This window comes from Vibrio sp. Y51_MX_L26, from assembly GCF_024181935.1.
GTDB classification, from domain to species: Bacteria; Pseudomonadota; Gammaproteobacteria; order Enterobacterales; family Vibrionaceae; genus Vibrio; species Vibrio diabolicus.
The window spans coordinates 223,787-238,150 of the sequence record NZ_JAMZAS010000004.1 but is presented as its reverse complement, the minus strand read 5'-3'; the positions used below and the strand labels follow the sequence as shown (position 1 = coordinate 238,150).

General features: G+C 45.6%; 9 protein-coding genes. 4 read left to right on the top strand and 5 right to left on the bottom strand.

All coding sequences use genetic code 11. The features are described from left to right. Nucleotides 1-62: 62 nt before the first annotated feature. The gene (tadA, locus tag NL645_RS12290) at nucleotides 63-611 is read left to right on the top strand and encodes a tRNA adenosine(34) deaminase TadA (protein ID WP_182036875.1); all 549 of its coding nucleotides are present in this window, start codon (nucleotides 63-65) and stop codon (nucleotides 609-611) included. 582 nt (nucleotides 612-1,193) lie between these two features. Here tadA and mltF read toward each other — a convergent pair. Further along, a complete protein-coding gene (gene mltF, locus NL645_RS12285) occupies nucleotides 1,194-2,771 on the bottom strand; it encodes a membrane-bound lytic murein transglycosylase MltF (protein ID WP_253651797.1) in 1,578 nt (525 codons plus the stop codon). 299 nt (nucleotides 2,772-3,070) lie between these two features. Here mltF and purL point away from each other — a divergent pair, with 299 nt between their 5' ends. Both purL and NL645_RS12275 read left to right on the top strand, forming a co-directional pair. Then, a complete protein-coding gene (gene purL, locus NL645_RS12280) occupies nucleotides 3,071-6,964 on the top strand; it encodes a phosphoribosylformylglycinamidine synthase (RefSeq protein ID WP_253651769.1) in 3,894 nt (1,297 codons plus the stop codon). 294 nt (nucleotides 6,965-7,258) lie between these two features. Then, a complete protein-coding gene (locus NL645_RS12275) occupies nucleotides 7,259-7,567 on the top strand; it encodes a DUF3622 domain-containing protein (RefSeq protein ID WP_005391432.1) in 309 nt (102 codons plus the stop codon). 90 nt (nucleotides 7,568-7,657) lie between these two features. Here the strand turns inward: NL645_RS12275 and NL645_RS12270 are convergent, their stop codons facing one another. The 3 genes from NL645_RS12270 to NL645_RS12260 form a co-directional block, all read right to left on the bottom strand. Beyond that, complete coding sequence (locus NL645_RS12270; RefSeq protein WP_253651768.1) at nucleotides 7,658-8,101, bottom strand: DNA-directed RNA polymerase subunit beta; 444 nt, start codon at nucleotides 8,099-8,101, stop codon at nucleotides 7,658-7,660. 118 nt (nucleotides 8,102-8,219) lie between these two features. Next, nucleotides 8,220-10,412, bottom strand: coding sequence for a TonB-dependent receptor (locus NL645_RS12265; protein WP_253651767.1), 2,193 nt, complete (start codon nucleotides 10,410-10,412; stop codon nucleotides 8,220-8,222). A 254-nt stretch (nucleotides 10,413-10,666) separates the two neighbouring features. After that, a complete protein-coding gene (locus NL645_RS12260) occupies nucleotides 10,667-11,734 on the bottom strand; it encodes a succinylglutamate desuccinylase/aspartoacylase family protein (RefSeq protein WP_005391426.1) in 1,068 nt (355 codons plus the stop codon). Nucleotides 11,735-12,063: 329 nt separating this feature from the next. On the opposite strand from NL645_RS12260, the gene NL645_RS12255 reads away from it, so the two are divergent. After that, a complete protein-coding gene (locus NL645_RS12255) occupies nucleotides 12,064-12,603 on the top strand; it encodes a DUF3332 domain-containing protein (RefSeq protein ID WP_104969122.1) in 540 nt (179 codons plus the stop codon). Between the two features lie 62 nt (nucleotides 12,604-12,665). On the opposite strand, the gene NL645_RS12250 is transcribed toward NL645_RS12255, so the two are convergent. After that, nucleotides 12,666-14,138 carry an aminoacyl-histidine dipeptidase gene (locus NL645_RS12250; protein WP_253651766.1) on the bottom strand — a complete coding sequence of 491 codons (1,473 nt, stop codon included), beginning with the start codon at nucleotides 14,136-14,138 and terminating at the stop codon, nucleotides 12,666-12,668. Between the last annotated feature and the right edge of the window lie 226 nt (nucleotides 14,139-14,364).

Below are 14,364 nucleotides of genomic sequence, written 5' to 3'. Positions count from 1 at the left end.
GAAACCGAAGTTGGTGCTAAAATTCCTGAATTCAATCGTTTTTTGTTTCTTTGGAGCCTCCTTTGTCTAACCATCCGTTTACCCCTCAAGATGAATTGTTTATGCGCAGAGCGATGGTGCTTGCTGAGCAAGCAGAAGCTGAGGGGGAAGTACCTGTCGGCGCAGTGCTTGTCAAAGATGGTGAAATTATCGCTGAGGGGTGGAATCGCTCTATTGGTACTAATGACGCTACCGCACATGCTGAGATTCAAACACTGCGTAAAGCAGGCCAAAAGATAGAAAATTACCGCCTTCTGGATACGACTTTGTATGTAACACTTGAGCCATGTCCAATGTGTGCCGGAGCCTTACTGCATAGCCGCGTTAAGCGGGTCGTTTTTGGAGCGCCAGATTTAAAAGCGGGAGCAGCAGGAACAGTGCTTAATTTGTTTGAAAGCCAAGCTGCTTACCATTACGCCTTAGTTGAAAAGGGGCTGCTAGAAGATGAGTGCCGCACTCAGCTACAAGCGTTTTTTAAGCGTCGCCGAAAGGAAATTAAAGCAAAGAAACAAGCACAAAAAGCATTAGAAAATGGAGAGAGCGAACAAGGTAGTGGGAGTAGTGAGGGCTAGCAAACACCTACAACGTGGTAGATGTTTGCTTGGACGCACTAGTGATTGACTAAATGTACAAAAACACGATTACGTGAACTTACTTTCTTTTTCATACATGTCAGTTTACGTTTACGTCGGATAGCAGCTACTGTGTTATTTAAACGCTTTGACTGCACTCTACGTCTTCTCATATTCAAAACCTCCTGCAGACAAGACTTATACCTAAAGCGCGGCTCATCGATGCTTGGCAATAGGCTCGATAATCGCACTAAACATTGTATGGTTTAAACGTTCTTCATTTGACTTCTGCATTGCACAGAGCCAGCAAACAATTTCAATACGGTGCTTAATAATATGAGTGACGTTATTTCGGCAGAGGTAGCCGATAGCGCCGCTTCATCAACTGAGCTAAACCATGTGGTTGCGAAGTAATCTGTTACAAAGCAATCAGTTTAACTAACGGTGAAAAAGGCGACCAACCAAAGGAATGGTTGAGTGTGGTTGGTGTCACTCAGAGTCTTGGATTCTAGATAAGTTTTCGCTAGGACTCAATAAAAATGACGAGCTCATGGGCTCGTCATTTTTTAGTTTACCGCGGGTTTATTCTTCAATGCTTTCTTGTTTGGTGTCTTCTTCAACCGTGACGTCAGAAGCGCCAGAGACTTGTTCTACGACGGTCTCTACTGCGCCCGATATCAAAATGTCGGGGTTGAGCGGCGGAATCACTTGCAAATCATCGCTATTCTCATCAATCGCTGGCTGTTGGCTGACATGACCAATGATGGATTGGTAGTAACGTCGAATATTTTCTACGTAATTACGCGCTTCATCGCCTCTGGCGTATCCATAGCGAGTTTGACTGTAATAGCGCTTCTGACGCAGTAAAGGCAGCCTGTCTTTTACATCCGCCCAAGCGTTCGGATCGCCACCTTGTGCTTTGGTGAGTCGGCGTGCGTCCATCATGTGGCCGTAACCAATATTGTATGAAGCTAACGCAAACCATATTTTTTCATGCTCGTTAATGCTATCAGGCACGCGACTTACAATTCGACGTAAGTACTCGACACCACCACGAACAGATTGCTCAGGGTCCAAACGGTTAGTCACCCCGACGCTTTTCGCCGTTGGCAGAGTCAGCATCATCATTCCCCTAACACCCGTTGGCGATTTTGCTGTTGGTTTCCAGTGTGACTCTTGATAAGCCAATGCTGCAATTAATCGCCAGTCGAACTCTTCGCTGTATTTTTGGAATAAAGGTGCCCATTTAGGCAATTTGTCATCCAGAGCTCGAATGAATGCGCGAGTATCAACGTAGTCAAATGCTTCAATATGACCAATGTACTTTTCTTCGAGAGTGGACAGTTCTCCTGATTGTTTGATGTTACCGAAAAACTCTATCAGCATCGCATACAAACTTTCGTCTTCAGAGCGTCGAGTAAACCACGATACTGGTTGATCTTCTGTAAGTTCAAACGCGAGCGCAAGATCGGGGTAAAGGCGCTGAGCTAGGGAAAGTTCCACAGAGTCAGTCACAGTAAAACGCAACTCACCAGTGGATACATATTTAAGTAAGTCTCTCGTGTCAGCATCGCCAACAATTTCAAACTGCAGCTCTGGGTATTGCTTCTTTAATGCGGTTAGGGTCGGAACATATTGCGATTGTTCGACGATCTTTAATGTTTGCGCGCCTGCATTTGTATCTTCGTCAGATTCGCTGTCTTTCGATGCTTGGTATTCAATCAGCTGTTCGATATCACGTGGTCGAAGTTGCCCCTTTTTATACACAACTTGTTGGCTTACATAATAATAAGCAGGGCCAGGTCTAAAGCGTTTTACCGCTTGTGACGTTTGATTTAAGCCCGTAGCGATGAGATCAATATCTCCTTTCTTAAGAGCAGGAAAAAGCTCAGCTTGGCGAAAGGCAGGTTTAATCTCGAGCTTGACGCCGAGCTGCTCCGCAAACTGACGCGCCAATTCGTAATCCAACCCAGCGGGACCATCGGGACCAATATAATAGGAAAGCTGATTGTTTAGCGTGCCAACACGAAGCACGCCACGTTCCTGAATTTTTTCGAATTCACTTTTGGGTTCCGACTCAATCTGGCAGGCAGAGAGCAGTAGCACAGAAACAAAAATTAGGGCGCTGCGCTTGAGTCGGTTGAGCTGGCTTATTTGCATTAATAGGTACATCTTAGGAAATTTCTATTTGCCTTTATATCAAAGCGAGCTCATGGGGCAAAGTGAATCACACACTTATAGCGTGACATTGTGTGTTTTATCGACATTTTAGTCGTAATTCAAATTTGGCAAAAAAAATGACGCAAACGGTTGCTTTTGGTGTTACATCACAAAAACAATTGCTATATAATGCGCTCGCAATGACGAGGTGGAATCGGCATAGGTTCGACAGGGCTTATTTTAAGTGTCTGAATTTATTCCAATATCACCTTAATCAATTGCATAAGAGACCTAAGCACATGAGAATTTTGCGTGGCTCCCCAGCTCTTTCTGAGTTTCGTGTTAATAAACTACTGGAACTTTGTCGTGAACAAGATCTGCCTGTAACTGGCATTTATGCCGAGTTTATGCACTTTGCCGATCTAAAGTCTGACCTTGATGACCAAGAGTTAGAAAAACTTGAAAAGTTACTAACTTACGGCCCAACCATCGAAGAGCATGAGCCAGAAGGTCTTCTACTTCTTGTTACGCCTCGTCCAGGCACTATCTCGCCTTGGTCTTCTAAATCTACCGATATCGCTGTTAACTGTGGCTTGGATAAAGTGAAACGTCTAGAGCGCGGTACGGCTTATTATGTCGAATCTTCAGTTGTTCTATCAGAAGCTCAAGTTGACGCTGTCAAAGCGTTAATTCATGACCGCATGATGGAAACGGTATTTACAGAATTTGAAGCTGCGTCAGCGCTGTTTACAGTCGCAGAGCCTAAGCCTGTGGCGCATGTTGATATCTTAGCGGGCGGTCGTCTTGCGCTTGAAGAAGCAAACGTTTCCCTTGGCTTGGCACTCGCAGAAGATGAAATTGATTACTTGGTAGAGAACTTTACTAAGCTTGGGCGTAACCCAAACGACATTGAATTGATGATGTTTGCTCAGGCGAACTCAGAGCACTGTCGCCACAAAATTTTTAACGCAGATTGGACTATCGACGGGGTAGATCAACCTAAGTCTTTGTTCAAAATGATCAAAAACACGTTCGAAACGACACCTGACTATGTGCTGTCTGCATACAAAGACAACGCGGCCGTTATGACGGGCTCTAAAGCGGGTCGTTTCTTCCCAGACCCTAAATCTCGTCAATACACTTACCACCATGAAGATGCGCACATCTTAATGAAGGTAGAGACGCACAACCACCCAACGGCAATCTCTCCATGGCCGGGCGCATCGACTGGTTCAGGCGGTGAGATCCGTGACGAAGGCGCGACGGGTATCGGTGGTAAGCCAAAAGCGGGTCTGGTTGGTTTTACAACCTCTAACTTACGTATTCCTGGTTTTGAACAGCCATGGGAAACCGACTTTGGCAAGCCAGGTCGTATTGTTAACGCGCTAGACATCATGCTTGAAGGTCCTCTAGGCGGCGCGGCATTCAACAATGAATTTGGTCGTCCAAATCTATTGGGTTACTTCCGTACTTACGAAGAAAAAGTGACCTCTCACGCGGGTGAAGAAATCCGTGGTTACCACAAACCAATCATGATTGCTGGTGGTATGGGTAACATTCGTGACAAACACGTGCAGAAGAAAGAAATTCCAGTGGGTGCGAGCTTAATCGTACTTGGTGGTCCTGCAATGAACATCGGTCTTGGTGGTGGCGCGGCGTCTTCAATGGCGTCTGGTCAGTCAGCAGCAGATCTGGACTTCGCGTCAGTACAGCGTGAAAACCCAGAGATGGAGCGTCGCTGTCAGGAAGTGATCGACCGTTGTTGGCAGCTAGGCGACGACAATCCAATTGCATTTATCCACGATGTGGGTGCGGGCGGTATCTCTAACGCATTGCCTGAACTTGTCGACGACGGTGAGCGTGGCGGTAAGTTCCAATTACGCGATGTACCAAACGATGAGCCGGGCATGAGCCCACTGGAAATCTGGTGTAATGAATCACAGGAACGTTACGTTCTTGCGGTAGCGCCAGAAAACATGGAAGCATTCGACGCAATCTGTAAGCGTGAACGTGCACCATATGCAGTGGTGGGTGTGGCGACAGAAGAGCGTCATCTAACGCTAGAAGATTCTCACTTCGACAATACACCAATCGATATGCCAATGGATATCCTGCTTGGTAAGCCACCGAAGATGCACCGTGACGCAACCACACTAAAAGTGGAAAGCCCTGCCATTGTTCGTGAAGGTATTGAGCTTAATGAAGCGGTGGATCGCGTACTTCGTCTTCCAGCGGTTGCAGAAAAAACATTCCTAATTACTATCGGTGACCGAACAGTAACGGGTCTGGTTGCTCGTGATCAAATGGTTGGCCCTTGGCAGGTACCAGTAGCAAACTGTGCAGTAACAGCGGCAAGCTATGACACTTACCACGGCGAAGCAATGTCGATGGGTGAGCGCACGCCAGTGGCATTACTAGACTTTGGTGCATCGGCTCGCCTAGCGGTTGGTGAGTCACTAACGAACATTGCGGCAACAGAAATCGGTGATATTAAACACATTAAACTGTCTGCGAACTGGATGTCGCCAGCGGGTCACCCAGGTGAAGATGCCGGTCTTTATGAAGCAGTCAAAGCGGTGGGTGAAGAGCTCTGTCCTGCATTAGGTTTGACGATCCCAGTTGGTAAAGACTCCATGTCGATGAAAACCAAGTGGGAGGAGAACGGCGAGAGTAAAGAAGTCACTTCTCCACTGTCGCTAGTTATCACGGCATTTGGTCGTGTGGAAGACGTACGTAAGACCGTGACTCCACAACTACGCACTGACAAAGGCGATACTTCTCTAGTTCTTGTTGACTTGGGTAACGGCAAAAACCGCTTAGGTGCGACAGCATTGGCACAAGTATACAAGCAGCTGGGTGACAAACCTGCTGACGTAGATAACGCTGAGCAGCTAAAAGGCTTCTTTGATGCAATGCAAGCGTTAGTACGTGATGACAAGCTAGTGGCTTACCACGATAAGGGCGACGGCGGTCTATTTGTTACACTGGCTGAGATGGCGTTCGCGGGTCACTGTGGCGTAAAAGCGAACATCGCAGAGCTGGGTGATGATGCGCTAGCCGTTCTATTTAACGAAGAGCTAGGTGCGGTTGTTCAAGTTAAGAATGATGATCTGGATTCAGTTCTATCTACTCTGGCGGCAAACGGCTTAGAGGCATGTTCACATGTGATTGGTTCAGTTAACGCTTCAGACGACTTTATTATCTCTTCTGGTGATGCAGTTGTGCTTGAACGTTCACGTACCGAACTACGCGTTATCTGGGCTGAAACAACGCATAAGATGCAAGGTCTACGTGATAACCCAGCGTGTGCTGACCAAGAGCACGAAGCTAAGAAAGACAACTCTGACCCGGGTCTAAACGTTAAGCTCAGCTTCGACGTAAATGAAGACGTTGCAGCACCGTACATTGCGAAAGGTGCTAAACCTAAGATGGCGATTCTACGTGAGCAGGGTGTTAACTCCCACGTTGAAATGGCTGCAGCGTTTGACCGCGCAGGTTTTGAAGCAACCGACATCCATATGAGCGATATCCTAACGGGTCAAGCGGTACTGGATGAATACCATGGCCTAGTAGCTTGTGGTGGCTTCTCTTACGGCGACGTACTAGGTGCGGGTGAGGGTTGGGCTAAGTCTATCCTGTTTAACGCACAAGCTCGTGAACAGTTCCAAGCCTTCTTTAACCGTAAAGAGACGTTCTCTTTAGGTGTATGTAACGGTTGTCAGATGCTTTCTAACCTGAAAGAGCTGATCCCGGGTGCAGACTTGTGGCCACGTTTTGTTCGTAACGAATCTGAGCGTTTTGAAGCGCGCTTTAGCCTAGTTGAAGTTCAGAAATCTGATTCTGTATTCTTCGACGGTATGGCAGGTTCGCGCATGCCAATCGCGGTTTCCCACGGAGAAGGGCGTGTAGAAGTACGTGATGCTGAGCACCTAGCAGCGATTGAAGCATCAGGTACGGTTGCGGTTCGTTACGTGGATAACCTCGGTAACCCGACGCAACAATATCCGAACAACCCGAACGGTTCGCCAAACGCGATTACTGGCTTAACAACAGCAGACGGTCGCGTGACAATCATGATGCCTCACCCAGAGCGTGTATTCCGCACAGTTGCAAACTCTTGGGCTCCGGAAGGTTGGGGTGAAAATGGTGCTTGGATGCGTATGTTCCAAAATGCACGTAAGAATATCGGTTAATTAACCAAAGGTTAATCTAGCTTAAGTAAAGCGTTGGTTGAGAGACCAGCGCTTTCTTTTTTCTTATTGCTCTTTTTCTTCGTCGCTCTTTCTCGTGACTAGGCTAAACGTTGCTTTGTTCTGCCTCTTCTTTGTCATCTATTATCTCGCGTAAAAAACTTGCAGCGTTTAGATTACTTTTATGCTCTAATACCGCGCTTACCAAGGGATGGTGTTAAACAGCTCAGCTTAGATGGAGTTATCAAGTTGACCGAATCCCTGATTGATCCCTAAATCCCTTAGGAAATGAAAGAAATGTCTAAGAATCCAAAATTTGCTATCCGCGTCACTGAAAAACGTAACGGCTGGAGCGCAGAAATCACTCGCCAAGTGACATCTCGTAAGACTGTAGTATCAAAGCGTGAAACTGGCTTTGACAGCGAAGAGAAAGCACAAGCTTGGGCTGAACAAGAACTGGCTGGTTTTATCCAAAACCAAGTGGTTCGTAACGAGCGTAAAGCAGCGCAACGTCAAGAGCGTGAAGCAGAACAACTAGCGGCAAAAGTTCGTAAAGAAGAAGCCCGCAAAGCACGTGACGCTGAAGTAGACGCTGACGAAGAATAGATTCAAGTCGGTTAGATGGTGACGTCACCCATCAAACAAAAAGTGAAAATGCCCTGAGCTTTGTCTCAGGGCATTTTTTATTGTATCGACTTAAAAACAATCCGAAGATACGGACAGGCTAAACGTACCGTCTTCAGGGGCTGCAAATTGTTTATTGCCAGGAAGAAGGTGAGGGTTATTAGCATAAGTGCGATGTGTTGACTTGCCCTTTGCCGAGTGCCTCTCTGGTAAATCAAAGTGTTGCAATCCGTCAGATAGATCGTTTGCTTCACCGTAGTCGAAATGCGTTGCGACGTCTTTAGGCTGCTTGGCATAACGACAGTGATCCGGCTTTCCATCTTCATGCCAAGTTAACGCGTTTGTTTTGGAGTCTAGATTCAGATTATTTGTTGTTGGTTGTGCGTAATGATCCTCAATAACTTGGTGCTGACTCTGCTCTTGTAAGTAGTCAGCAATGCTCTCATAAGGCTGTGCCAGGCTTTGACTTGCTAGAACGAAGCAAGCAAGAAGAAACAGTGTTTTTAAGTTGTTCATAGTGTGTATGCAAGCAAAAAGAAATGATAGTACTGACAAATAAAACGGTGTGCAATTATGGTTGTTCGTAAAAAAACAGCAGGGCAGTTAATATCTGCCCTGAATCTTTTGGGTATAGTTAGTATTGATAAGTGAGGTGCAGTTTGACTTCGCGACCAGGCGAAGGCACGCCATTAGATAGGTATGCTTCGTAGTAACGATCGGTTAAGTTTTTCACAACAGCGCCAACACTCATGCCTTCGACTTGTTGTATTTCCCAAACCACGTAAGCGTTTTGTAGCGTGTATTGCTCACTTGGTGATTTCACTTTTAAATTGTTACCGCTTGCCTTGGTTTTGGTTTGCGCATCATACCAACGGACTTCCCAGCCCGTACGTAAACCAGGAATCCATTCGTAACCTAAACCCAGATTAATGTTTAATGGTGGCACATCAGGGTGATCATCATCTGAACCTGTCGAGTCAGATAGGCTACCTTTGTTTTTGCCGCGAATGTAACTTGCTGAGAAATTACTGTAGAAATCTTCAATCCGGTATTGTGAAATTAGCTCAAAGCCGTAGTTTTTAAAGCCATCTAGGTTTGTATTCCAGCTTTGTAACTCAGTAGTATTTTTGTCGAGGTTTTCGCCCGTTCGTATATCAACCGTGTCGCTAACATCGTTATAGAATAAAGTTAACTCTGTTGCGAGGTTATCGCGAGTATTCACCAGCCCTTCCGTTAAGTTGATAACGCTTGCTTGATAAGCATGGATACGAGACACGTCCAGATTCAAAGCAGTAGCCGTAGCCGTAGCGGTAGCTCGTGCATATTGCACTGAGTAGATGTTATCAACGGTTGGTGCTTTTAAAGCGTAGGCGTAGGAGGCGTTTAAACGCGTATTTTTGGTCGCATCAAAGTCGATATCCAAACGTGGGCTAAAGCCTTTATGCGTCGTTTCACCGTAGTCATGTCCGGCGGCTGGGTCATTATAATCCGGCGCGGCGTTCCCTTTTCCTTCACTCTTGATGTATTCGTAACGCAGAGAAGGTGTGATGGTTAGACGGTCTGTTGCTTGATAGTGATCAGCAATGTAAGCCGCATAAATTGACTGCGTGCCAGATGGTTCGTAGTAAGGGGTATACCAACCGAAGTTTTTGGCTTCATTACTGTCGTATGATGCGTTGAATACTAACGAGTCTCTATCGGTTTTTTGATATTGAAGCCCTGTGACTAGAGTGTGGTCTCCGAACTGCGCTTGGTTAAACACATCAGCATAGTCACGCTCGTAACTTAACCAAGACTCGTGACCGTAACTGCCAACAGAAACGAAGATTTTCTCGAATGCCACGTCAGGGCGAACCCAGTGACGATCGTTTTCAGAACGTGCCATTTTGATATTGAAATCAATATACGGGTTAGTCGGCATGTAGTGGTAAGAGATGGTCGTGGTGTTATCCGTGTATTTATTATCGACGGTGTATGCGTATTTGGCTTTTTCTAATGATCCGTATTTCTTGATGTTGTACTCAGTGATGTTAGGCATTTTTCCGCGGCGGTTAGCCCAAGGTTTACGACCTTCATCTTTGTAGCGAGTGTGGCTAATTTCAAACTCGTGATCGTTGTTTTCATAACCGACTTTTACGAGCATGTTTTCTTGCTCATAACCTGAGTAATCCAGCGTTTCACCACCACCGACTTTAATGTCATCAGAATCTTTTACCGAGCCATTCGCTAGAAAATAAAAACCAGTATCGTTTTTACCATAGAGTGTTAGCGTGTAGGCATTCTCATTGCCGTTGGTGTTGTATGCACTTGAGATGCGAGCACCAAAGTTTCTGTCGCCGTAAAGGAGATCATCGACACTCTTGGTTTTAATGCGAATGGAGCCACCAAACTTTCCGTTGAGTGCTCGATAGTCGTGCGCGCCCTTGATAATTTCTGCTTCACCAATCAAGAACGGATCAAAAAAGAAAGTTCCGTAGCGGTATTGTTGAAAGCCAATTGGAGCGCCATCGACAAATACGGCGATATCGCTTGGATCATCAAAACCACGAATATTAATACGTTCGCCGCCGGAACGGCCGCCGCCATCTAATGATGCGCCCGGAACAGCATCGATCATTGAGGCAAAATTGGAGTACTGTTGCTCTTCAATCTCTGACCAATTAATGGTGGTTTGCGCAGGCTCTGCAATGGTAATAGGTTTGGCATAACGCACACCGATGACTTCAAGCTCTTCATTTGGCGTTGTCTCGGCATATGAATAAAGAGGGAAGAGCAAAGTTAGTGAAATGAGATTTACTTTGAATGGATGACTTTTTAATCGTTTCATATTGATGATTTATAGTGTTTTTATGAAGCTCGGATTATAAGAACATTATTACGATTAATAAATGATAATGAGATTAATTATCAAGTGTGTTTTTGCGATGGCTTGTAAAGTTTTTTATCCATTCGTGGAAACTACGATGAGTATCTGTAGCTTACAGAAAACAAAAAGCCCAGCATCATGGACGCTGAGCTCATTGGCTTTTAAACAAGATGGTGCGAGCACTGTTAGCTAATCAAGTGCGTACTTGGTAGGAGTTACTGAGTTTCTAACGGGATCTGTCCGGTAGTCAGTGGCTCGACATCGAACTCGGTTAGTCCTTCAATGTAACTTTCAACGGCTTGTTCTACCGAATCATCACCTTGGTTGAAGTAAGCAAGGTGGAAGATCGCATCGCCTTCATTAACCAGTGGCAAAGTTTGTTGACCGATCACCAAGCCACGCTTAGGCGCTTTGAGCTCTACCTCATCATGTCCAAGAGGAGAGCTGATATAGGCGAGCGTTTCACCTTGTTCTACTTTGTCTCCCAGATTAACGACAGTACGCAAAATACCGTTACCTGACGCACGAACCCAGCTGGTGGACTTCGCTATGATAGGCTCAGGCAGCTTTTTTCGGCTAGCGCGCAGCATGCCAATGGCTTGCATTACACGCCGAACCCCTAGTACACCAGCGCTGATTGACAGTGGATCAAAACGCAATGCTTCGCCAGCCTCGTAGGTGAGCACGGGGATATCACATTTTTCTGCCTCACTGCGTAAAGAGCCATCACGCAATGCTGAATCAACAATCACTGGCGTCGCAAACGCCTGAGCAATACGCAGAGTTTCTGGGTTGCTTAAGTTTGCGCGAATCTGTGGCAGGTTCGTGCGGTGAATGGCCCCAGTGTGCAGATCCAAAATGTAGTCACAACGCTTGGCAATGTTGTTAAAGAACCCGTGTGCCATTCGAGATGCAAGCGCGCCTTTTTCACTGCCAGGAAAGCAACGGTTGAGATCTCGTCGGTCGGGCAAGTAACGAGATTTATGGATGAAACCAAACACGTTAACAATAGGTACCGCAATGACAGTGCCTTTCAGCTTTTGTGGATCCAGTTGGTTAATGATCTGACGAACGATTTCTACACCATTAAGCTCATCACCATGGATAGCAGCATTGACCATTAACACAGGCCCTTCTTGTTTCCCATGGATGATTTCCACAGGAATAGATAAAGGCGAATGTGTGTATAGCTTCGCTGCTTCAAATTCGATCTCTAATCGTTGTCCTGGTTGTATTTGATGCCCTAAGAGCTCAAACACTTTGCTTTTTTTACTTCTGGCCATAAACCATCTCTGTCAAATGCGTTATCAGCAATGTAACAATTGCTGCAAAATCGCACTAATCATTCTCATTAAGGACACGACAAATTACTTTAATCGTCATGCGCGAAATCTCAGCATGTGTGAAGTTTTTGTTTTCAATATGATCTTTTATATCAGTTTAATACATAACGAGAGGTACAGAAGGAAGAGCAATCATAGGCTTAAAAAATGTGACTGTATTAAAAATAATACTGATAATGAGGGACAAAAAAACGGACTTTTAACCCTACTTTTTATCCGATAATATCCGCGCCGAATTTGAGGTCTAACATTTCTAACTAGAGGTTTTGATGAAAAAGGCAATTGCTAAAATTGGTGCATTGACTGCTGTAGCAGTTTCACTTTCAGGTTGCGTTGGCAGTAATGCCGTGACAGGTTATGTCATGGGGTTTAACTTGAAAGCTGTAGATAACCGTTACGCTCGAGGTGGTCTAAACATGCTTTTAGCACCTGTTTATGGTGTCGCAATCGCAGCGGACTACATCGTGTTTAACTCTCTAGAGTTTTGGACGGGTAAGAACCCTTTAAATGGTAAGCCACATATCTTCGATACAAAGATGGATACTTACATCGATGTAAACCACCAGTTAGATAAATCGTTAACGACGGCGCCAATTGCACCGTTAGCGAATAACCGTGTTATTGATCAGGGTCGAATGCAGCAAATCGATGAGAATACTGTTCAAATGGATATTACTTACAATAACGGCGAGAAGGCGACACTCATGGGTGTGCGCGATGGTGAGCTTGTCACTTACTACATTGATGGCGAGGTCGTTGCACAAACCTCAATGGATGAATTAGCCGCTTATACGCAAAATCGCGTGTAATTTGGTCCAGCCAAACAAAAAAGGGTGCCGTAAAGCACCCTTTGTCGTTTTTCGTGCTTGAATTACGCTTTCTCTGGAATTGCCTCTAGAAGCGCGACCATTTGGTCCCAGTACAGCTGAACGGTATCAATCTTCACTTTCTCATCTGGTGAGTGAGGGAATTTAATTGTTGGACCGAAAGACACCATATCCATGTGTGGGTATGGTTCTTTAAACAGGCCACACTCAAGACCAGCATGGATGACCATGATGTTCGGTTTATGACCGTAAATGCCTTCATACATATCACGGAAAATTGCCATGATCTCGGAATCTGCATCTGGCTTCCAGCCAGGGTAAGCACCTGAGAACTGAATTTGTGCGCCTGCTAATTCAGCAATTGAACGTAGCATACTCTCAACTTGGCTGCGGCCAGAGTCAATCAAAGAGCGAATCAGACACAAAACTGTCACTTTATTTTCTTCAGTAGTGATCACGCCAACGTTCAGTGACGTTTCGACCACACCTTCAATTTCGTCGCTCATGCGCATGACACCATTTGGACAAGCGTTAAGTGCGGCAATGAAGCGTTGCTGATCGGCGATTGAAAATACTTGTGCGTCACTAGCAAGCAATTCATTAAAGGTTACGATACCTGTTTCGATTTTACCCAGCTCAGTTTTAAGCAGATCAGTGTAGTGATCGAACAACTCTGAAAGTTTGTCTTGGTTTTCAGCAGGAAGAGCGACAGTGACAAACGCTTCGCGAGGGATTGCATTACGTAAGCTACCACCACGGAATTCTACCAAACGTAAATCAAGCTCTTGCGCATGACCCGCGAGGAAACGACCAAGTAATTTGTTGGCATTACCGCGACCTGTGTGAATGTCACAACCTGAGTGACCACCTTTTAGGCCTTTCAGCGTCAGTTGGCGTGTTACGAAACCTGCAGGTGTTGCTTCTCGAGAAATATCGAAAGTCATGGTGCCATCAACACCACCGGCGCAACCCATGTAGACTTCGCCTTCTTGTTCAGAGTCTGTGTTTAGAAGGATCTCACCTTCTAACCAACCAGCTTCAAGGCCAAATGCGCCAGTCATGCCTGCTTCTTCATCAATCGTAAGCAGAACTTCGAGTGGACCGTGCTTAATGTCTTTAGATGCCAATACAGCAAGGCAAGAAGCCATACCAATCCCGTTATCTGCACCAAGCGTCGTGCCTTTCGCCGTTACCCATTCGCCATCGATGTAAGGTTGGATTGGATCTTTGGTGAAGTCGTGTTCGGTGTCTTCGTTTTTCTGCGGCACCATGTCGATGTGTGCTTGAAGTACAACAGCCTTCTTATTTTCCATTCCAGGTGTCGCGGGCTTTTTGATGAACACGTTACCGGTTGGATCACGGCGAACGTCAAAGCCTTGCTCTGTTGCCCAGTTGATAATGTACTGTGCTAATGCTTCTTCATGTTTAGATGGGTGAGGGATAGAACAAATCTTATCGAAAAACTGCCAAAGTGGAGCAGGTGATAAGGTACTGATCTCAGAATGGAACTCAGACACGGAGGACTCCTTTTGATGTGCTTTGCCAAATATATACCGTAAAAATATTGTCGAAATAGCATTAAATGCTAGACGATTTGGCCTTCAAATTGCCGTTTAGCATACCACCAGATAAAGAGTACGAGTAGTCGCGTGCACAAGGATTTCTCTCAGAACTGTCACACTTTGTGAACACAATGACAGGCACTATGCGTTCTTTGTCATACTTTCTGAAAGTGGCTTTATT